This window comes from Halopiger thermotolerans, from assembly GCF_054654555.1.
In genome coordinates this window covers 712,704-732,932 of the sequence record NZ_BAAIEU010000004.1, presented here as the reverse complement: position 1 = coordinate 732,932, position 20,229 = coordinate 712,704, and the positions used below count along the sequence as shown (strand labels likewise).

Here is a 20,229-nt window from a genome sequence, read left to right as displayed (position 1 = left end):
GTTACTGGTTTACCGTGAGTTTCTCGCTTTCGACACCCTTCACGTCCAGATCGAACGACGCGTCGTCGGGGACCTCGTACGCCAGCGTCGCCTCGTCGTCGCTCGACACCTCGGGCTCCCACTTGACGAACCACTCGCCGTCCATCTCGACGACCGTGGCGTCGTCGGGCAGGTTCGTCGGTTCGGCCGAGACGATGTCCGTGATCTCGAGGCTCTCGTTGGTGCTCGAGTTGTTCTCGACCACGACGGAGATTTCCTGGCCGTCGCCGTTCTCTTTGACCCGCCGCTCGACGAGGACGTTGTTCATGATCCGGGCGATCGCGTCGTCGATATCGGGCTCCTCGCGGCCCGTCACCTCGGCGACCTTCTCGGCCATCTCGGGGAGGATCTTCCCGAGGACGTTCTGCTTCTTCCGGCGCTGCTGCATCGACTGGCGCTTGTTGATGTAGCTCTTGAGATCGCGGGCCGCCTCCCGGATCGCGAGTTCGATCTCGTCCTCGATCTCGGGGACGTTCGCGACGGCGTCCTTCGATTCGCTGGTGAAGGGGACGTTCGTCGAGGCGACGTGGACCATGATCACCGCGGGGCCGTTGGGGAGCCCGGAGCCGCCGGGCTGGTCGAGCCCGTAGTTGCGCCAGCCGATCGACTTGACCACGTCGGTCGTCGCGCAGGCGCCGCGCTGGTAGACGAGCGGCACGCGGTTCGCAAAGCGCATCACCTCGGCGCTGCCCTCGCTCTCGATCTCGCCGCCGTAGGCGATGCCGGCCTCGACGACGAACGGGTCGCCGCCGTGGACCTCCGCGTCGCGGCTCGCCGAGGCGTAGAAGTCGGCGTCGAACTCCTTCTCGAGGCCGGCCTCGATCAGGTCGGCCGTGATCGGCGAGAGACACCGCGTCGGCGGCGCCATGATGTCGGTCTCGCGCATCGCGTCGACGAGGTCGCTCGTGGCGTCGCGGTCGCCGTTGAGTTCGCGCACGAGCGGCGGGTCGTCCGGCACCGTCGCCATCACGTCCCAGATCGCTTCGACGACGTTCTCGCGGGCGGTGTCGCCGAAGGAGACCTCGTCGTACTCCTCGGTGAGGTCGGCGGCGCGGTCGACAAACTCCCGGACTTGCGTTCGGGTGTGTCGGTGGCGAATGTCGTCCGCGGCGGCGTCGGCGAACTTGCCGGCGAGGCGCTGGGCGAACGCCTGCACGATCTCGTCGTCCTTGCGGGTGCTCGTGGCCTCGTCGGCGAGTTCGTAGAGGTCCGCGACCAGACGCGACTCGTCGGTCGCGGCCTGCTCGTCGGCGTCCTCGTCAGCGTCCTCGGGCAGTTCGTCGACGAGCGTGCGCCAGACCGCATCGACGGCGTTCTCGCGAACGGTGTCGCCGAACGTCGTTCCGTGCTCGGCTTCGACCGCTTCGGCGGCGTCCTCGACGACCGCGAGCAGTTCGTGGTGCGCGATCCGGTCGCGGTCGTCGACCGCGTCGGCGATCGCTTCCGCGAAGGCGGCGGTCGCGTCGGCGCCCTTGTTCGCCGTGGCGTCCGAGACCGCGGCCTCGAGGTCGATCTCCTCGTGGACGGCGGGCGGGCGCCAGCGCATCTCGCGGCCGTAGTGGCGGTCGCGGAAGGCGTCGATGATCGAGTCGGCGGTCTTCTTCCCGACGCGGGTGAACTCCTCCTGGAGGAAGCCCGATACGGTCTGGGAGTCGGTCGCCGCCAGCATCTTCATGACGGTGCCGAGTTCGACCCCGTGGGGGTGGGGTCGGATCTCCTCGGTCTCCTCGGGGAGCTGGTCGGTCGCACGCTCGAACTTGAAGTGGGCCTTGGGCTCGCGCAGCTCGAGGCGGGCGTGGGGGTTGACGACCGCCGTGTGCTTGATGTAGTCGTGGAGCTGCTGGCGGGCGCGCATGTTCGCCTCCATCTCGAGTTCGATGCGCGTCCCGTGTGGGCGGTCCCACGTCGTGGTTTCCTCGACGCTGATCTCGGGTTCGTTCTCGTCGGTGTCGACGATGAGTTCGAAGTACTGGGCCTCGCTGGCGCCCTCGGTTCGACTGGTGATCTTGGCGGGTTTGCCGCTGGTCAGTTGCGAGTAGAGAACGGCCGCGGAGATGCCGATCCCCTGCTGGCCGCGGGACTGTTCGCGGGCGTGGAAGCGAGAGCCGTAGAGAAGCTTCCCGAAAACCTTCGGCAGCGATTCCTTGGTCAGCCCGGGGCCGTTGTCCTCGACGATCAGCCGGTAGTAGTCGCCCTCCTCCTGAATTTCGACGTAGATATCGGGGAGAATACCGGCTTCCTCGGCGGCGTCCAGGGCGTTGTCCACGGCCTCCTTGACGGCCGTGACGAGGCCTCGAGCGCCGCTGTCGAAGCCGAGCATGTGCTTGTTCTTCTCGAAGAACTCGGCGATCGAGATCGCCTGCTGGCTTTCGGCCAGCTCCTCGGCGATCCCGGGTTCCTCACCGAGCGTCGACTGGAACGACGTCATCACCTCCCTGTACTAGCGGCGGGGCTAAAAGGTGTACGCTACCGGAGTGAAAGTGAAGGTGTACTAACGGGGAACGGCGAGGGAACGGTTCGCACGCGGCGGTTTCCGCCGGACGACGCCGGCCGCTCGAGTCGCCCGACGCGGCGGCGACGAACGATCGCGGGGCACCGGACCGGCCGAAATCCCGCTCGTTCGACCCCCCGCAAAGGTTTAACCCCGCACGAAACTTTGTCCCGGATAAGAGGACACATGGAACCGAACGATACCGACGACCACGGGGACGAGGGGAGCGAGGAGCGCCGGTCGCTCGAGGACGACGTCGTCATCGACGAGCCCGAGGGCGGGCGAAACCCGACGGTCGAGGAGGTCGACCAGCGGATCGTCGACCTGCTGTCGTGGATCCTCGACACGGAGACGCGGGCGAAGATCTACGTCTACCTGCTGGCGAATCCGGGGAGCACCTCCGAGGAGGTCGCGAAGGGGACCGGCCTCTACCCGAGCACGGTCCGGGAGGCCCTCGCGGAGCTCCACGAAGAGGATCGGGTCAGCCGCGAGAAGCGCGCGAGCGAGGGCGCCGGCAACAACCCCTACGAGTACACGGCGATCCAGCCGAGCGAACTCGTCGGTGGCGTCGTCGACCAGGTCCAGCAGGAACTGAACACGATCTTCACGCTTGATCGGATCCTCGACCGCGACGAGGAAGAGCCCAAACCGGCCTTCGAGGAGGACGTCGAGCCGGTCACGATCACCGTCGACGAGACGGCGCCGTTCGACGACGAGACCGAGCCGGCGGAGGACTCGGAGACGGGCGCCGACCTCGAGTTCGAGGACGACGAGACGGACATCGAGATCAAGGATCCGGACGAAGACGACGAGCGGTCGTAACTCGCGATCCGGAGACGGTCGTCGGTCCCGGTTTACTTCTTTCTCCTCTTCGCCCGCGAGCGCCGCGCTCGTCCGTTCGTCCGCTCGTCCGTTCGCGCCTACTTACTCCGACTCGCCCTCGAGCGTCAGGATATCGGGTCGCTCGAGTTCGAGGTCTCGGCCGACGGCCTCGGCGGTGACGGTCGGCCAGTCGTCGGTCGTCGTCAGCGGCTCGACCTCGTCGGCGGTGACGAGCGCGGTGCCCTCGCTTTTCGCGCCCTGCACCGTCGGGTTCCAGGCGTAGGCCATCGGGACCTCGACGGCGGCCTCGTGGTCCGGCGTCGCGATCCACTCCCGGCCGGCGAAGCCGGCGGCCCCGCCCTGGTGATGGTACTCCCACTCGCCCTCGAAGCCGACGGCGGCGTAGGCGTCCTGGACCGCGCCGAAGACGTCGCCGGCGGTGCCGTCGTTCTCTGCGACCGCCTGGGTCGCCGCCAGCGCCGACGTCTCGACCCGCGCGGCCGCCTCGTGGCGGTCCTCGAGCCAGTCGGGCGCGTCGAAGGCGACCGTCCGGGTACAACTCGCGTGCAGGCCGTGGCGCTCGGCGGTGACCGACAGGATCGCATAGTCGCCGAGTTCGGCCTGCGTCGGCGTGAAGTGACGATACTGCTGGGCGCGCTCGCTCCCGCCGACGAGACAGACCGGCGCTTCGATCTCCCGCGCCGAGAGGGCGACCCGCAGCGCCGAGGCAACCTCGTGTTCGGTGTCCTCGGCGCGAAGCTCCCGGCAGACCGACTCGACGGCCGCGGCCGTCTCCCGGCCCAGTTCGCGGTACCGCTCGCGGTCGCGCTCGGTCAGCGGCTGGCGCAGCGCGCTCGGGTCGATCCGCTCGAGGCCCGGCACGTCGACGTCGGCGGCCGCGCGCTCGTCGTCGCCGACGCGGGCGGAAATCGCCTCGGCGAGCGAGGAGGCGTGCCAGGAGAACTGCTCGATCGAGACCGCGTCGGCCTCGAGATCCGGCAGCTCCTCGGCCTCGATCCGATCGGCTTCGATGTTGTTCGTCACGATCCGCACGTCGCCGTCGTAGCCGACCGCCGCGACGCCGGTGTCGCTCTCGCGGTCGATGACGCTGTTGCCGCCGGTCAGCCAGGCGAAGGAGTTCGGCCGTGCGAACCACACCGCATCGAGGTCGTGGGACTCGAGGAACGTCTCGAGTCGCGCGCGCTTGTCGTCGTTGCCCATGTCAGGTGCTGTCGGGGACGGGTCTTGAATCCGACGGACGCCGGCGGCGGCCGGGGCGGGCGCTCGAGGGGCGCTGACGAAGCGCTGACGAAGCGCTGACGAAGCGCTGACGGAGACCGCCGACACGGGAAATCTAAATACGGGTGGTCCTAACCCCCGACGAACGACCGTGTCGTCCACCAGTCACGCTACCCGTCCGACATTTCGCTCGCTGATCGATCGGTTCGGCTTCCGGCACCTGCTCGGGACGACGCTCCTCCTCGTCTCCGCGACGATCCTGCTGGGGATCGCCGCCAAGGCGACCGGATCGGGGCTCGCCTGCGAGGCGAACTGGCCCCAGTGCGACGCCGGCCCCTTCAACCTGTTTCCGGCGTCGCTGCCGAGCTTCTACGAGTGGATCCACCGGTTCGTCGCGATGTTCGCCGGCTTCGCGATCATCGGCTCCGCGCTGGCCGCCGTGCGACTGCCCGACGTCGAGCGACGCGTCGCCGCGCTGGTCGTCCTCGGCATGCTGCTGACGCCGGTGCAGGTCGTCCTCGGCCGCGAGACGGTGCTGCAGTACCAGATGAACATCCTCTCGCTTCACTTCTGGACGGCCGTGCTCATCTTCGTCGTGTTCGTCGTCGCGACCGTCCTCGTCTGGGAGCCGCGGCTGACGACGACCCACGTTCTCGGCGGTCTCGGGCTCAGCGCGGTCGCGCTCCCGCTGCACGTCGCGCTCAGCCCGATCGTGTTGAGCGACATCACGAACTACTCGCCGACCATGCAGATGGCCCAGTACGGCGTCACCCTCGCCCTGCTCGCCGGGGTCATCGTCGCCGCACTGGTCGGCCGCGAACGGTTCGCGTCGCGGCGGACGGTGGGGATCCTGTTCGGAGCGCTCCCGCTCGCGTTCGTCGTCGTCTTCCTCGGTCGCCGGACGGTGATGACGCTCAATCCGGCGCTCGACTACCTCTACATCGCCCTCGCCGCCGCCCTGCTCGGCCTGATCGCCGTCGCGATCAAACTCAGCCGGACGGCCGCGGGCCGCTCGCGGCCGCCGGCCTCGTCGTAGACGGGCTCCGTTCTCCCGCTCGAGGTGCTCGCGCCGCGCGCTGCTCAGCCGAACAGCGACACCGCGGCGACGGCGACCGCGACGGCGCCGACGCCGATCAGGAACAGCACGTAGTTCGCGATCGCGTTCGCCGCGGGCGTCACCTCGAGCGTGTAGTGGCGCCGCGAGACGGGCCAGAACGGCCGAATACCCATCGGCGTCAGGGCGTCTGCGAGGAGGTGCGAGACGATCGAAAGCGCGCCGACGACGAACGCGAAGGCCGCGAGCAGCGCGTCGTCCGGTCCGCCGACGGCGAGCGGCGCGGCCGAGGCGTCGCCGAGGACCGCGACGGTCCCGGCCAGGGCCGCGCCGACCAGCCCCGCGAACAGCAGGGTGTGGGTCGGCCCCCGGTGGTCGATCAGCGGCAGCCGGTGATCGCAGTCCGGCAGCGTCGAGAGGCCGACGCAGACGAGGCCGCCGACGACCGCGGCCGGTTCGTGACCCGCGAGCGAGACGGCCGCCCCGAGGGGCGCGTACGCCAACAGCGCCGCGCCGTAGTGGCCGAGCTGATACATTCGTCGGGAGAGAGCCGGGACGACGGCATAAAATCACCGCGTTCCGCCGCGAGAGATATTTAAACGACTTCGATATCTAACCGGCCGATTCTTGTAACGACCTGTGAATGTATTACCGACGAACCGTATGTACAGTCGTGTTCGACGTTCGAAGCGTACTGTCCGGTGTTGGAACGTGAAGCGACGAAAACCGATACGAACGGGGACGGAAAGGGAGACGGGAGCGGGGCGTCTCGCGGACCGCTCGACCGCGCTCGAGAGTCACCGATGAGCGTCATCGCGACGGTTTCGATCCCCGCGACGGAGTTTCCGCTCGGGTCGCTGCTCGAATCGGAGCGCGACGCGACCGTCACCGTCGAGACGACGGTCCCGGCCGACGAGGGCAGCATTCCGTACCTCTGGGTGCCAGCGGACCTCGCCGACTCGGTCGTCGACGAACTGACCGACAACGCGACCGTCACCGACGCCACCGCCGTCGACGAACTCGAGGACAGCGTTCTCGTCAAGATCGAGTGGGAGGATCGGGTCGACGGCGTCCTCGAGGCGATCCGGGGCAGCGACGCGATCGTCACGAGCGCCGCCGGCACCGCCTCCCAGTGGACGTTTCGACTCCGCTTTCCGTCCTACGAGGACCTCTCGGAGTTCTACACGGCCTGCGTCGAGGACGACATCTCGATCGAACTCGTCCAGCTCCACGAGGCGGTCGGATCGGACCACCGCCGGCGGTTCGGCCTGACGAACGCCCAGCGGGAGCTGGTCGTCGCCGCCTACGAGGCCGGCTACTTCGACGTGCCGCGGAAGACGACGCTCGTCGAGCTCGGCGAACGGCTCGGCATCTCCGACTCCGCGGTCTCCCAGCGGCTGCGCCGCGGCCTCGCCGAACTGATCAACGCGACGCTCGTCGTCGAACCGCGCTCGCGCTCTCGCTCGAGCGAGGGCGGACCTAACCGTCTCAGACGGGGAGCGGGATCCGGCTCCGGTACCGGCACTGGTACTGGCACCGGAACCGGATCCGGTTCCGGCCCCAAAGAACCGCCCGAACCCTAGCTTCGCAGTCCGCCTCGAGTACGTCCACACGCTGCCTGACCGCAATCGCGGCCGTTATTGTGGAGCCGCCCGTCAGTATATCTGTGCAAAACGTCACCGATAGGACGAGCAACCCGTTCGGACTCCGACCGCCGTTCGACCGGACGCCGCCCGACGAGCGGACGGCCGTCTTCGGCTACGGTGACGCCAACGCCGACTTCCACCTCATCGGCGACCATCCCGGCGTCCACGGCGGGAAGCGGACGGGCGTCCCCTTCACCGAGATCGACGCGGGCGTCGCGATTCAGGACGTCTTCCGCGAGACCGGCTTCGTCTCCGGACCGCGCGACGAGCCCGACCTCGAGAACCTCTTTTGCAGCTACGTCCACATGTGCTGTCTCCCGAACGGTCACCAGCCGACCGCGCGGGACTACGACGATCTGGAGCGGTTCTTCGACGCCGAGCTGCGGGCGATCAACGCCCACATCCTCCTGCCAGTCGGCGCGCAGGCGACCGACCACGTCCTGCGAGAGTACACGACCCAGCGCCGCCACCTCGAGCTCGACATGGCCGCGCTGCACGCCCGACAGATCCGCGGCCGGGGGTTCATGGTCGTCCCCATCCGCGATCCGTCCGAGTGGGAGGACGGCGACCGCGAGACGATCGTCGAGACGATCGAGGAGATCCTGGCGAGTGATTACCGGCAGACGAAGGGCGTGGCGACGCTGGTCGGCTGAGAACGGGAGTCGAAACGACGGCGGACGGACGAACGACGGAGAATCGCGGCGGTCAGCGATCGAAGTGCTTCCTGATCGTCGCCCGCAGCGGGAGCCCGAACGCGCCCGCGAACGGGAGGACGACGAACGCCAGTATATCGCCCGGGAGCGACGCGTAGCCGACGAGGCCGGCCCCCAGGGCGACGGCGGGGGCAAGCACCGGGACGACGTACAGGTAGGACGGCTTCCAGCCGGGGCCGAGCCTGGTCCGGTGGACGATCACCGTAAACAGGAACGGCATGAGCGCCGCCCCTGCGAGGAGGGGGCCGCCGAACAGCGTCGCCGCCACGGTCACCGCGAGTGCGACGAAGATCGTCTCGTCGATCGTGACCGTTCCCCAGGTGTCCTCGCGCCGGACGAGTCGGACGATGAGAACGATCGCGACCGCCGCGACGACGATCCCCGCTAACGCAGCGCTCCACTCGAGCGGGGGCAGCGGCGGCTCGACGACCTCGAGTTGCATAACGAACGCGGCCGGCGCCTCGACGCCGCGTCGGCCGCTCGAGAGCGTCTCCCGGAGCGCCGCCGGATCGGCGCCGACGGCGGTGAGTTCCGCGACCAGCGCCGCGAGCGCGGACTCGTTCTCGCGGGCGAAGTGGCCGAGTCCGATCCCGTAGACGAGCACCGACAGCCAGATCAGCGGTAAGGCGAAGTTCCGGCGGCGCCACCAGCGGACGAACGCGTTGGCGTCTGCGTCGTCCGAGCGAGTGCGGTTCTCCGTTCGGTTCCGGGTCGCGCTCGAGCCGCCACTTCTCGTGCTCGCGGTCCCGCCGGACGCCGTCCCGGCGCTCGAGGCCGCCCCGCTCGTGCTTGCGTTCGAAGCGGACGCGCTCGCGGCGCCGGCCGATCCAGTCGCGGTGCCGGTTCCGGCGGTTCGGTTCGTCGATCGGCTCTGCGACGTTGACGAACCTGCGGCGGAGCCGGTCGCCGACCCGGAACCAGCAGTAGAACCGGAGCCGGCGGTCGACCGCGAGCGGCTGCGGGAGGTCGATCCAGAGCCGCCGGTCGACGTCGATCGCGACGAACGCGACCTCGAACTCGAGGTCGAACGTGAACCCGAACCGGACGACGCGGCGCTCGTCGACGACGAACCGCTCCCGCCGCCGTCGGAATCGGAACTCCACACGTCCGGCGAGGGGATGCCGCTGGTGCGCTTCGCGACGTAGTCCCTGTGGCCCATGCGATCGTATGCCCGGCGTTCGACGGGATCGCCGAGGATCTCGTGGGCCTTCTTGACCGCCGTGAACTGCGCTCGCGCGCGATCGTCGTCGTTAACGTCCGGATGGTAGACGCGGACCTTCTCGCGGTAGGCTTCCTTGATCTCGTCCTGGGAAGCGTCGGGAGGGATATCGAGAAGGTCGTAGAAGTCCTCTGTCATAGGCGATCGAGACGGTATAGTTCGTTACTCGAGTGGCAACGAAGGGGTATCGTTTCAGTGTTCCGGCTGACGGTCGCACGCGGCGGTCCGAATTCCGGGACGGCACCGCGGTTAGGATCGACTCCGGAACGGAACCGCGATCGGGACCCGCCGAGCGTCTGCCGACTCGCCGCGTCTCTCAGGAGAAATCCGTCAGCGACGCCTGTCCGTCCGACGGCGCCTCGAGCCCGTCCGCCGACGCAGCGTCGTCGCCGTCCGCCTCCTCCCCCGCCTCACGCCGCTCGAGCGACGGGGCGGGTTCTGTCTCGTCGTCGGCGCCGTTTTCGCCCGCTCCGCCGCTCTCGGCGCCGTCCCACCCGTCGAGACTCGCCTGATCGGCCGCCGAGAACTCGAGGTTCGCGACCCGAACCCCGACCTTGCGGACGGGTTCGTCCTCGAACTCCTCGAAGAGTTCGTGGGCGATCCGGTCGACGAGCTCCGGATCGTCGACCGGTCCCGGTAGCGAGCGCTCGCGCGTGTTGACGTCGTATGGCGGGGTGACGGCCTTGACGCCGACGGTCCGGTAGAGCGCACCCTCGCGCCGGGCGCGATCGGCGACGGCGGCCGCGAGCGTCTCGATCTGTTCGTACTTCGGCTCGGGGTCAGACACCGGCTCTGCGAACGCGGATTCCCGCGAGAAGCTCTTGGGGTCGCCCTTGGGCTCCACGCGGCGGTCGTCCTCGCCGCGGGCGCGCTCGTAGAGTTCCCGGCCGCGCTCGCCGAACCGCTCGACCAGCGGTTCGGGGTCGGCCGCCGCGACGTCCCCCGCGGTCTCCAGTCCCATCTCCCGCAACTCGCGAGCCGTCACGGGACCGACCCCGTGGAGCAGGTCGACCTCGAGGGGCGCGAGGAACTCGCGGACCTCGCCGGGCCGGACGACCGTGAGCCCGTCGGGCTTGTCGAAGTCGCTGGCGATCTTGGCCGCGCTCATGGTCGGCGCGGCGCCGACGCTGACGGTGACCCCGACCTCCCTGCGGATGCGGTCTTTGATGTGGCGGGCGAAGCCGTCGGCGACCTCCCAGGCGGTTCGCTCGGTGACGTCGAGGTAGGCCTCGTCGATGCTGACCTCGCGGACGACGTCGGCGCAGTCGTGCAGAATGTCCCGGACCTCGCTCGCGACCGACTCGTAGTAGTCCATGTCGACCGGGCGGTAGAAGCCGGTCTCCTCGCGGGTCAGGTCCGGGTCGTGATCCTCGGCGTCCGGATCGAGGGCCGCGCGGCGGGGCAGACGCTCGAGGGCGGTCGAAATCGCTTGCGCGCTCTCGACGCCGAACTCGCGGGCCTCGTAGCTGGCGGTGGCGACGGCGCCGATCGTCTCGCCGGGTTCATAGCCCATGCCGACGACGACGGGTTCGCCCCGGAGGTCGGGATCGCGCAGTCGCTCGCAGGAGGCGTAGAAGCAGTCGGCGTCGACGTGGAGGACGATTCGGTCCTCCTCGTCCTCGCGCTCGACGCCCGGCAGCCGCGGGCCGTCTGACATTCGTCTACTCGTCGGTTCGTCTGCGGGGTTGTGAACGTTGCGGGCCGCGCTAGACCGACCGAACGGACCTCTCGGAGACGAACACTTTTCACGGTGCTGTCGGTATCGGTCCGTATGTCCTCCGACACCGCCGACACCCCGCCGACGATCGAGACGTACCCCGACGATGACGACTTGAGTCCCGGCTGGAGCACGCCGATCAACGCCCTCGTCGGCGGCGGGGTCGGCATCGTCTTCACGTTCGTCCCCGGATCGACGTTCGTCGGCGGCGCGCTCGCCGGCTACCTCGAGGACGGCGATACGGGGGACGGGCTGCGGGTCGGGGCGCTCGCCGGGCTCGTCATGCTCGTACCGACGGTGCTGTTCGGCCTGCTCGCCGCGCTGATGTTTCTCGGCGCCGGCGCGCCCGGAAGGACCGGCGGCTTGTTCTTCGTCGTCCTGGCGTTCGGCGTCCTGTACACGCTCGGGCTCAGCGTCGTCGGTGCGATCGTCGGCGGGATCCTCGCCGACGAGTTTTGATGCCGGCCTCGATGACTGGATGGCGGGCTCGAGCGCTCCAGTGAACGGAGACTCGGTCGGCGGGTTGTAGCCGCGCGGCGGAGTTCTAGATCGATCCGTTTTGGCCGACCTAAAATCAGAACGCTTTAGAACAATTAGGCGAGCCTAAACCGTATGGCGGAAGACGATACGGTATCCGAGGCACCGACGCGACGAGACTATGTGAAGTACGGCGGCGCGGTCATCACGGGTGGGGTACTCGCCGGCTGTGCCGGGGACGATACCTCGGCCAGTGACGACGGAACTGGCGGCAACGAGTCGGGATCGACGTCGAACGGCTCCGAGGACTCCGACCCGACGGCCGACACGTCCTACTCGGTTTCGATGGAGCCGATGGGAACCGTCGAGTTCGACGAACCGCCGGAGACCTGGTCGGCGTTTCTCAGCACATACGGCGACATGGGAATCGCCCTGGGGAAGGCCGACGGCCTCAGAGGCCTCTGGGATCCCGCAACCATGCCGACGACGTTCTACGACGCGCTGCCGGGCGTGGACGTCTCGTTCGAGGACGTCACGCCGATCGCGGAGGACGGCGAGTTCGACAAGGAGATCTTCTACGAACTGGACAGCGACGTCCACCTGATCGACCCCAACTGGCTCGGCGTCCTGTCCGACGACTGGAGCGAGGACGACGCCGAGGAGATCGCCACCCAGGTCGGCCCGTTCCTCGGGAACTACATCCGACGGCGCGGCGACGACTGGCACGACTACCGGTACTACTCGCTGTACGAGGCCTTCGAGATCGTCGCCGAGGCGTTCGACGAGACCGAGCGTTACGAGGCGTTCGCCGGGATCCACGACGAGATGCAGGCGACCATCGAGGAGACGCTGCCGCCGACCGAGGACCGGCCCACGGTCGGTCTGGTGTCGGTCAACTCCGACTTCGAGGCGGGGTCGTTCTACGTCTATCCCGTCCAAGAGGGGAACAATCACAAGCAGTACCGCGACCTCGGGATGCGCGGAGCCTTCGACGACCACATCGAGGGCGGGTACGCGAAGTGGGACTACGAGCAACTGCTCGAGGTCGATCCCGACGCGATCGTGTTCCAGTACGGCTTCTCGCACGTCTCGGCCGAGGAGTTCGACTCCCGGCTGGAGACCATGCGCGAGGACCCGGTCGGCAGCCAGCTTTCAGCCGTCGAGAACGACCGGCTCTACCGCGGCGGCGGCTCCTACCAGGGACCAGTCATCAACCTCTTCCAGACAGAGGCAGCGGCGAGGCAGTTCTACCCCGACGCCTTCGGAGAGTGGGACGGCATCGAGACGCTGCGCGGGGACTCGCTCACGCTCTTCGACCCCCAGCAGGTGGCGGACATCATCAACGGAGACTTCTGAGCCGGCAGCTCCGTGACTCCGTTTCGTCGCGACTCATAGGTACACCGTCGGTCGGGGACCGTTCCGATAGACCGGTCTCCGACGCCCCGGATTCGTCTCTTACGCGGGGGTGCGTGTGATTGCGATCAATTGTAGCCGCGCCACTTCTTCCCGCACTCGGTACATTTGAAGAAGCGCGTCGGCGGTTCGTCGGCCGACGCGGTCTGTTTGAGCGTGTACCAGGCTTCCTGATTCCCGCACTCCTCGCAGACGACGTCCGTCGCCTTCGGCTTCCCCTCGAAGTTCGCGTTCTCGTCCGACTCGATCACGTCGTCGTCCGTCTGAGACTCGGTCGTGACGAACGCGTCCTCCTGCTCGCGGTCCCGTTCCGTCTCGGCGCCGCAGCTCGTACAGACCATGCGGTCGCCGTCGGCTTTCATCATCGAGCCGCAGTCGTCGCAAAACTGCATACCCGCAGGTAGGACATCGAGCGCAAAAACACCTCGTATTCCCGTCCCGACGACGGCTCGAGGGACGCCTCGAGGCCGCTGTGGCCGACCGAGGATTAGTACCGGCGCTCGAGGTCCTCGTCCTCGAGGACGACCGGACAGTCCGCGACCCGGAACGTATCGAGGGTCGTCAGTTCGAGGATGTCGGTCCCTTCGCGTGTGCAGCCGACCGCCGGCGGGTCGGCGAAGTGCTCGCACCGGTGACAGTACTCGTGCTTGTCGATCTCGCGGATCTCGCGGTCGTCCGCGTACTGGTCGGCGAGCGGGTCGTCTTCCTCGAGGCGCTCCCAGAGCCGGTCGGGGTCGAGTTCGGTGACGTCCTCGCGTTCGAACAGGTCGTCGAAGGCGTCGTCCGTCCCGTCGCGATCCGTTTCCGTCGACCGGTCGTCGACGGCGGCGGCGAGGTCGCCGAGCGGCCCGGCACGATCGGCGGTCGACTCGCGACTCGAGGCCGAGTTGCGGGCTCGCGCGCCAGATTCGCGGTCTTGGGGTGCGCTCGCGTCCACGTCAGTGCCAGCGTCCGGGTCCGGCGCGCCGTCGGCTTCGAATTCCGAGCCGGCCCGTTCAGGACCCGGAAGCGCGTCGAATTCGTCGTAGTCTACGGCCGTCCCGCGCTCGAGGTCCTGGTCGCGCTCACCGTTCCGGGGGTCGTCGCTCGAGTTCGAGTCGGATCCGTCGCTCATGCGTCGGTGTCGAACGGCAGCGCGCGGTCGCGCTCCGTTTCGGCGGCGGTCTCGGCGTTCGATTCGATCGCCGCGAAGACGTCCTCGGCCGTCGATTCCGTCGCGCGCTCGGCTCGGCCCTCGAGCGCCGGCGGCTCGCCGGTCTCGAGCGTCGGCGAGCCGAAAAACGACTGCTTCTCGGCGACGTCGGCGAACGGGCTCGCGCAGTGGGGACACTCGGGTGCAGTCAACAGTGCGACGTCGACGCTCGAGCCGCAATCCTCGCAGTTTGCGGTCCGAACTCCCAGGCGGTTGGCCGCGGTCTTGAGCCGGTCGGCCGCCGCCCGGCGGCGCTCACGCTCGGCGAACGCGTCCCAGTGATCCCGGAGGTCAACGGCCGCCTTCGCGAGCACCGTCGAGCGCTCCTCGAGGCGGTCGGTCCGCTCTAAGAGGTACTCGAGGACCTCCTCGAAGTTCTCGAAGCCGGCGTCGACGGTCTCCTCGAGGTCCTCGAGATCCGCGCGAAGCGACGATACGTCGGCCTCGTACTCCTCGTGGTCGTGCTCGGCGGGCGCCTTCGCGTCGGTCTCGCGTTTGACCTGGATCACCCGCGAGCGGACGTCCTCGAGGAGGTCGCGGAACTCCTCGCGCTGGGCCTCGAGTTCACCCCGGAGCTCCTCGAGGTCCTCGCGATCGGCCGGTTCGGCGTCCTCCCCCTCAGTCGCGGCGGCGTGGGCCGCCGCGACGACGCGCCGACAGACGTCGGCGGGCGATTCGTCGCGGTCCGCGGCCGTGTCGGTCACCCAGTCGTCGACGTCGGCCGGGAGCGCGAACGAGACGTCCCCCTGGTCGTCCTCGCTCTCCATCTACTGTAGCTAGCGAGGGTCGGTGCATAAGGGTTGTTGCCGACGGCGACCGCCCGCAGTGGCCGATCTCGGTCCCGGACGGGACCTCAGCGGATCTTTCGGACGTTGCTGATGTCGAAGCCCGCGTCGCCGATCTCGGTCTCGAACCGGACGATGTTCTCGTCCTCGAGCCGCGAGAGGACGCCGCGGAACTGCTCGACGACCAGCGTCCGGGCGCGCTCGGAGCCGCCGCTCTCCCACTCGAACAGCAGGGTTCCGTCGGTCGCCTCCTTGAGCCGGCCCAGTTGCGTCGGCTCGAGGAGTTCGGAGTTGACCAGCAGGAGGATGACGCCGCCCCAGCGGTGGGAAGCCCGGGCGAGCCCCTTCAGAAGGACGGTCAGCTCGGCCCAGCCGAGCCGGTCGTCGGCCGCCGCGATCAGGTCCGTCACGGAGTCGACGATCACGAGGTTCCCCGCGGCGTGTTCGGTCAGGTAGCCGCCGAAGGCGTCGAGGACGTCGTCGCGTTCGGTCTGCGATCCCAGTTGCGTGATGTCGGCCGTGCGCTCGGCGTACCACTCGGTGGGCACCGGCGTCAGCTGGAAGTACTCCTCGGCCAGTTCGACGAACTCGACGGCGGCCATCCCCGCCTCGACGAGGTCCGATTCCATGACGAACGACATCTCGCCGGCGACCGCCGTCCGCTCGTCCGTAAACGAAATGTAGTGGATACCCTCGGGCAGCGTCGCGCCGTCCTCGAGGTCGCCGTAGTGGAGGTCGAACTGGTCGGCGCCCCGCTCGGCGAGGCCGTTCATGACGGCGCTCGTGTAGGCGAACTCCCGCGCGCCGGCGCCCGATTCGCCGGCGAGCAACACGACGCTGCCGGCCGGCGCGCCGCCGCCGATCATCCGGTCGAGGCGCGCGACGCCCAGCGGCATCCGTTCCATACCCGCACCGTCGGCGCACGCGACCTTTTACTCTGCGGCCTCGAGCGCGCAGCGGTATCTCGGCGACGGTGCCCGCGACGACCGCGTCAGCGATCGTCCGCCGTCCGAATCGTCGCCCCGTCCGTCGCGGCGCGGGGCAGCAGCACCTCCCCCTCGAGGCCCCGCTCGGCGAGCGCGTCCTCGGCCGCCGCGGCGGCCTCGTCGGCGTGCCGGCGGTCGGTCACCCCGTAGACGACCGGCCCCCACGACGACTGGCCGATGCCCGAGAGGACGGGACAGTCCTCGAGCGCCTCGACGAGTTCGCCGGCCGGCGGGCGGAAGACCCCGCCCTGCGCATCGGCGTACCACGCGCCGTTCTTCCGACCGATTTCGGCGACCGCCTCGCCGAAGGCCTCGAGGCGGCCCGCGGCGGCCGCGGGCAGCAGCTTCCGGGTGACGACGCCGGCGATCTCGTCGGCGACGGCCGGGTCGGCCCGTTCGACCACCGCGCGCATGCTCTCGTCCTCGCTCTCGCCGCAGCGGCCGGGTTCGGCGTCGGGAACGACGACGAGGAATCGCCAGTCTTCGGGGAGGGCGTGGCGGGCGACGGCCGGCGGCACCGTCCAGTCGCCCTCCGCGGGCGGCTCCGTCGTAAAGCGGTTCGTCGGATGGCCGGCGTCGACGACGAATCCGCCGCCCTCGAAGGTCGCGACCCCGACGCCGCTGCGGCCGCCCCGGCCCATCGCCGGCGCGCGCTCTCGAGGGCGGGCCTCGAGGCCGTAGGCCCGCGCCGTCGCCGCGAGCACCGCCAGCGCGAGCTGGGTGCCGCTGCCGAGGCCGACGTGGCGGGGGAGCCGCTCCTCGACCGCGAGGTCGACGCCGGGCACGTCGAGGATCTCGACGGCGCGGGCGGCGTACTCCCGGCCGAGCGGGTCGTCGCTCGCGACGCCCTCGGCGGGTTCGGCGGTGACGGTGACGCGGGGCTCCTCGAGGCCGACGCCGATCCCGCCGTAGAGGCGCTCGCGGGCAAGCGAGAGGTTCTGGAAGCCGACGTGGAGCCGGGCGCCCGCGCTGACGGTCGCAGCGGTGGGTTCGGGGTCCGACGGGGCGCCGGTCGTCGCGTTCGACATCGATATCGTCGGGGTAGGAGCGCCCCCCGCAAGGGGGTTTCGGCGCTGGCAACGCCTGACGACGGTGGCGGAGGCTACCGGTCCGCGAGAGACGCGACGGCGGATCACGACGGGGAGCGTCGCGACTCGAGAAGGCGGGACGAAGACGAGGAATATCGCGAGAAACCGAGGCACCTACCCGGAGAAGAGCGACGTTATCGCTCGGAAACGTTGTAGTCGACGTGGACGTTCGGCGTACTCGAGGATTCGGGTGCGGGAACGCCGTTCCAGTCGACGACGTGGACGTTGGCCATCTCGCCGGAGAAGCGGAACCGCTGGACGCCGACGTCGATCGCGCCCTCGGCGACGTTCTCGGAGACGATCGTGGCTTCCGCGACCGGATCGTCGGCGACCATCTCGATCTCGCCGTCGACGGCGATCTCGAACTTCGAGGGGACGCCGCGACCGACGATGGTCACGAGGTTCGGGAGTGGTGAGTCGCTCGATGCTGTCTGGCTGCGTACCGAAGCGTCGCGTGCCATGGTTCGATGAGTCGAACGGTGCGGTATAAGCTTTCTTCCTCGAAGAACGGTAGGATCGGACGAATTAGCCCCGAGAGCGTATAAAATTACCTGATATTCAGATTCGAACTGGATGCGCTATCCGCAGCCGTCGGCGCCGCGTCAACACCAGTATTATGGCCGCCTCGGTACTATCTCGAGGCGTGTCACCTCCCGATCGCTCCCGACCGGATTCGGGTCCGACCGCGAACTCGAGTTCGGGTTCGAACGCGGACGCCGACGCGGCTCTCGAGCCGGAGTCGGAGCCGGCACCGGCGCCGGACCTCGCGGGGCTGGTCATCGCCGGCGGCTACTCGACCCGCTTCGGCGACGAGGACAAGGCGGTCGCGGACCTCGCCGGAACGCCGATGATCCGCCGCGTGGTCGACCGGCTCGCCGCCGTCACCGACGCGGTCGTCGTCAACTGTCGCGCGGACCAGCGCGACGCCATCGCGACCGCCCTCGAGGGCGCGACCCCGACGATCGAGTTCGCGCTCGATCCCGTCGAGGATCGGGGGCCGGTCGCCGGCATCGCCACTGGCCTCGAGGCGGTCGGCGAGACCTACGGCCGCGAGTTCGCGGCCGTCGTCGCCTGCGACATGCCCTTTGTCGATCCCGACCTGCTCGAACGTCTCTACGGGCGCGCTCGCGACGCGGACGCCGACGGCGCCGTCGTCCGACTCGAGGACGGCTGGTACCAGACGACCCAGGCGGTCTACCGGACCGAGCCGATGGCGAAAGCGTGTGCGGCGACCCTCGAGTCCGACGACAAGCGGATCGTCGCCGCCCTCGAGCGGGTCGACTACGTGACCGTCGCGGAGGACGTCCTCGAAGACGCCGGGGTCGACGACGCGACGTTCGAGAGCGTCGACACCAGGGAGGCGCTCGAGGACGCCGCGGCGCGCCTCGAGTAGGCGGTCATCGGTCGACTCGCGTAACCGGCGCGAACGACTATCCCCAGGTTACGGTCGAACATGTTCGCCCGGACAGTTCCGTGCGGAATAATCGGCCGAGAACTGGGTGTTTATACTTGCGGGATACAAGAACCGACCATGAGCAGCGACGACGAGTTCGACTACGGAAAGGACGAGAACCTCCGGAGCCGCGAGGTGACGGAGGGGCCCGACAAGGCCCCCCACCGCGCGATGTTCCGGGCGATGGGGTTCGACGACGAGGACTTCGGCGCGCCGATGATCGGCGTCCCGAACCCCGCCGCGGACATCACGCCGTGTAACGTCCATCTCGACGACGTGGCCGAGGCCGCCCTCGAGGGCGTCGACGAGGCCGGCGGCATGCCCATCGAGTTCGGCACCATCACCATCTCCGACGCCATCTCGATGGGGACCGAGGGGATGAAGGCCTCCCTCATCTCGCGGGAACTCATCGCCGACTCCGTCGAGCTCGTCTCCTTCGGCGAGCGCATGGACGGACTGGTCACGATCGGCGGCTGCGACAAGAACATGCCCGGGATGATGATGGCCGCGATCCGGACCGACCTCCCGTCGGTCTTCCTCTACGGCGGCTCGATCATGCCTGGTGAGCACGAGGGCCGCGAGATCACGATTCAGAACGTCTTCGAGGGCGTCGGCGCCGTCGCCGACGGCGACATGGACGAAGCAGAACTCGACGAGATGGAGCGCAACGCCTGCCCCGGCGCCGGCTCCTGCGGCGGGATGTTCACCGCCAACACGATGGCCTCGATCTCCGAGACCATCGGCTTCGCGCCGCTTGGCTCCTCCTCGCCGCCCGCCGAGGACGAGGAGCGCTACGAGGTCGCCCGCGAGAGCGGCGAACTGGCCGTCGAGGCCGTCCGAGAGCAGCGCAAACCCTCCGATTTCCTCTCGAAGGACTCCTTCGAGAACGCCATCGCGCTGCAGGTGGCGGTCGGCGGCTCGACCAACGCCGTGCTCCACCTGCTGGCGATGGCCGCCGAGGCCGGCGTCGACCTCGACATCAAGGACTTCAACGAGATCAGCGCCCGCACGCCCAAGATCGCCGACCTCCAGCCCGGCGGCGAGAAGGTGATGAACGACATCCACGAGGTCGGCGGCATCCCGGTCGTCCTCCGCGAGTTGCTCGAGGCCGACCTGCTCCACGGCGACGCGCTGACCGTGACCGGCGAGACGCTCGCCGAGGCGCTCGAGCGCGTCGATCCGCCGGCCATCGAGGACCTGGACGTCGACTTCCTGCACACGGTCGACGACCCGATCCACGAGCGGGGCGCCATCCGCATCCTCACCGGCAACCTCGCGCCCGAGGGCGCCGTCATCAAGATCACCGGCGAGGACCACCTCGAGCACGAGGGCCCGGTCCGCATCTTCGAGAACGAGGAGGACGCCATGAAGTACGTTCAGGACGGTCGCGTCGAGAGCGGCGACGTCATCGGCATCCGCAACGAGGGCCCGCGCGGCGGTCCCGGCATGCGCGAGATGCTCGGGGTCACCTCGGCCGTCGCCGGCCAGGGCCACGCCGAGGACGTCGCGCTCTTTACCGACGGCCGGTTCTCCGGCGCGACCCGCGGGTTCTCCATCGGCCACGTCGCCCCGGAGGCCGCCGTCGGCGGGCCCATCGCCGCCCTCGAGGACGGCGACACCGTCAGGATCGACATCGACGACCTCGAGCTCTCCGTCGACCTCACGGACGAGGAGATCGAGCGGCGGCTCGAGGAACGCGACCTGCCCGAGCCCCAGTACACGACCGGCGTGCTGGCGAAGTACGGCCGCGACTTCGGCTCGGCGGCCAACGGCGCGGTGACCAACCCCGGCGTTAAACGGGAGTAGTTACGCCCGGTCGCGGTCGGCCGCTGCGTCGGTCCGTCTCGAATCACGGTATAGACGTCGTACGACGGTTTCTTCGGCGAAGATGCCGT

The 20,229-nt window shown here is 68.9% G+C and carries 20 protein-coding genes and 1 pseudogene; 9 read left to right on the top strand and 12 right to left on the bottom strand.

The window, feature by feature from the left end; translation table 11 throughout:
• Position 1 precedes the first annotated feature (1 nt).
• Entirely contained in the window at positions 2–2,467 is a 2,466-nt protein-coding gene (locus tag ACYQ26_RS11275) for a DNA topoisomerase VI subunit B (protein ID WP_459808991.1), read from the bottom strand.
• A gap of 249 nt (positions 2,468–2,716) precedes the next feature.
• Between ACYQ26_RS11275 and ACYQ26_RS11270 the strand changes: the two genes are divergently transcribed.
• Positions 2,717–3,352: a helix-turn-helix domain-containing protein gene (locus tag ACYQ26_RS11270; protein WP_459808990.1), complete on the top strand. Its 636-nt coding sequence runs from the start codon at positions 2,717–2,719 to the stop codon at positions 3,350–3,352.
• 102 nt (positions 3,353–3,454) lie between these two features.
• Here the strand turns inward: ACYQ26_RS11270 and ACYQ26_RS11265 are convergent, their stop codons facing one another.
• Positions 3,455–4,573: a M24 family metallopeptidase gene (locus ACYQ26_RS11265; RefSeq protein WP_459808989.1), complete on the bottom strand. Its 1,119-nt coding sequence runs from the start codon at positions 4,571–4,573 to the stop codon at positions 3,455–3,457.
• Between the two features lie 169 nt (positions 4,574–4,742).
• Between ACYQ26_RS11265 and ACYQ26_RS11260 the strand changes: the two genes are divergently transcribed.
• A complete protein-coding gene (locus ACYQ26_RS11260) occupies positions 4,743–5,627 on the top strand; it encodes a COX15/CtaA family protein (protein WP_459808988.1) in 885 nt (294 codons plus the stop codon).
• A gap of 44 nt (positions 5,628–5,671) precedes the next feature.
• Here the strand turns inward: ACYQ26_RS11260 and ACYQ26_RS11255 are convergent, their stop codons facing one another.
• Positions 5,672–6,181: a metal-dependent hydrolase gene (locus ACYQ26_RS11255; RefSeq protein ID WP_459808987.1), complete on the bottom strand. Its 510-nt coding sequence runs from the start codon at positions 6,179–6,181 to the stop codon at positions 5,672–5,674.
• A 267-nt stretch (positions 6,182–6,448) separates the two neighbouring features.
• Here ACYQ26_RS11255 and ACYQ26_RS11250 point away from each other — a divergent pair, with 267 nt between their 5' ends.
• Both ACYQ26_RS11250 and ACYQ26_RS11245 read left to right on the top strand, forming a co-directional pair.
• Complete coding sequence (locus ACYQ26_RS11250) at positions 6,449–7,228, top strand: helix-turn-helix domain-containing protein (protein ID WP_459808986.1); 780 nt, start codon at positions 6,449–6,451, stop codon at positions 7,226–7,228.
• 83 nt (positions 7,229–7,311) lie between these two features.
• Complete coding sequence (locus ACYQ26_RS11245; protein WP_459808985.1) at positions 7,312–7,944, top strand: uracil-DNA glycosylase family protein; 633 nt, start codon at positions 7,312–7,314, stop codon at positions 7,942–7,944.
• A gap of 52 nt (positions 7,945–7,996) precedes the next feature.
• Here ACYQ26_RS11245 and ACYQ26_RS11240 read toward each other — a convergent pair whose 3' ends face one another.
• The gene (locus ACYQ26_RS11240; protein ID WP_459810774.1) at positions 7,997–8,608 is read right to left on the bottom strand and encodes a molecular chaperone DnaJ; all 612 of its coding nucleotides are present in this window, start codon (positions 8,606–8,608) and stop codon (positions 7,997–7,999) included.
• Positions 8,609–8,690: 82 nt separating this feature from the next.
• Here ACYQ26_RS11240 and ACYQ26_RS11235 point away from each other — a divergent pair, with 82 nt between their 5' ends.
• Positions 8,691–9,149: a hypothetical protein gene (locus ACYQ26_RS11235; protein WP_459810773.1), complete on the top strand. Its 459-nt coding sequence runs from the start codon at positions 8,691–8,693 to the stop codon at positions 9,147–9,149.
• A 77-nt stretch (positions 9,150–9,226) separates the two neighbouring features.
• Here the strand turns inward: ACYQ26_RS11235 and ACYQ26_RS11230 are convergent.
• Positions 9,227–9,361 (bottom strand): annotated as a pseudogene (locus ACYQ26_RS11230) (DnaJ domain-containing protein); the annotation flags it as partial.
• A gap of 178 nt (positions 9,362–9,539) precedes the next feature.
• Complete coding sequence (locus ACYQ26_RS11225) at positions 9,540–10,880, bottom strand: DNA polymerase Y family protein (protein WP_459808984.1); 1,341 nt, start codon at positions 10,878–10,880, stop codon at positions 9,540–9,542.
• A gap of 114 nt (positions 10,881–10,994) precedes the next feature.
• Here ACYQ26_RS11225 and ACYQ26_RS11220 point away from each other — a divergent pair, with 114 nt between their 5' ends.
• Together ACYQ26_RS11220 and ACYQ26_RS11215 are read left to right on the top strand one after the other, a co-directional pair.
• Entirely contained in the window at positions 10,995–11,399 is a 405-nt protein-coding gene (locus ACYQ26_RS11220; protein WP_459808983.1) for a DUF5518 domain-containing protein, read from the top strand.
• Between the two features lie 153 nt (positions 11,400–11,552).
• Positions 11,553–12,773: an ABC transporter substrate-binding protein gene (locus ACYQ26_RS11215; RefSeq protein ID WP_459808982.1), complete on the top strand. Its 1,221-nt coding sequence runs from the start codon at positions 11,553–11,555 to the stop codon at positions 12,771–12,773.
• 125 nt (positions 12,774–12,898) lie between these two features.
• Here ACYQ26_RS11215 and ACYQ26_RS11210 read toward each other — a convergent pair whose 3' ends face one another.
• The 6 genes from ACYQ26_RS11210 to ACYQ26_RS11185 form a co-directional block, all read right to left on the bottom strand.
• Complete coding sequence (locus tag ACYQ26_RS11210; protein ID WP_459808981.1) at positions 12,899–13,222, bottom strand: transcription factor S; 324 nt, start codon at positions 13,220–13,222, stop codon at positions 12,899–12,901.
• A 95-nt stretch (positions 13,223–13,317) separates the two neighbouring features.
• Complete coding sequence (locus tag ACYQ26_RS11205) at positions 13,318–13,944, bottom strand: DUF8135 domain-containing protein (protein WP_459808980.1); 627 nt, start codon at positions 13,942–13,944, stop codon at positions 13,318–13,320.
• Positions 13,941–14,789, bottom strand: a complete 849-nt coding sequence (locus tag ACYQ26_RS11200; protein ID WP_459808979.1) for a hypothetical protein — start codon at positions 14,787–14,789, stop codon at positions 13,941–13,943. The genes ACYQ26_RS11205 and ACYQ26_RS11200 overlap by 4 nt, the downstream gene beginning before the upstream one ends.
• A gap of 86 nt (positions 14,790–14,875) precedes the next feature.
• The gene (locus ACYQ26_RS11195; protein ID WP_459808978.1) at positions 14,876–15,712 is read right to left on the bottom strand and encodes an RAD55 family ATPase; all 837 of its coding nucleotides are present in this window, start codon (positions 15,710–15,712) and stop codon (positions 14,876–14,878) included.
• 86 nt (positions 15,713–15,798) lie between these two features.
• A complete protein-coding gene (locus tag ACYQ26_RS11190; RefSeq protein WP_459808977.1) occupies positions 15,799–16,821 on the bottom strand; it encodes a beta-ribofuranosylaminobenzene 5'-phosphate synthase family protein in 1,023 nt (340 codons plus the stop codon).
• Between the two features lie 194 nt (positions 16,822–17,015).
• A complete protein-coding gene (locus tag ACYQ26_RS11185; RefSeq protein ID WP_459808976.1) occupies positions 17,016–17,342 on the bottom strand; it encodes a hypothetical protein in 327 nt (108 codons plus the stop codon).
• 311 nt (positions 17,343–17,653) lie between these two features.
• On the opposite strand from ACYQ26_RS11185, the gene mobA reads away from it, so the two are divergent.
• Together mobA and ilvD are read left to right on the top strand one after the other, a co-directional pair.
• The gene (mobA, locus tag ACYQ26_RS11180) at positions 17,654–18,274 is read left to right on the top strand and encodes a molybdenum cofactor guanylyltransferase (protein WP_459810744.1); all 621 of its coding nucleotides are present in this window, start codon (positions 17,654–17,656) and stop codon (positions 18,272–18,274) included.
• Between the two features lie 138 nt (positions 18,275–18,412).
• On the top strand, positions 18,413–20,140 hold the full coding sequence (ilvD, locus tag ACYQ26_RS11175) for a dihydroxy-acid dehydratase (protein ID WP_459808975.1): 1,728 nt from the start codon (positions 18,413–18,415) through the stop codon (positions 20,138–20,140).
• Positions 20,141–20,229: the final 89 nt, after the last annotated feature.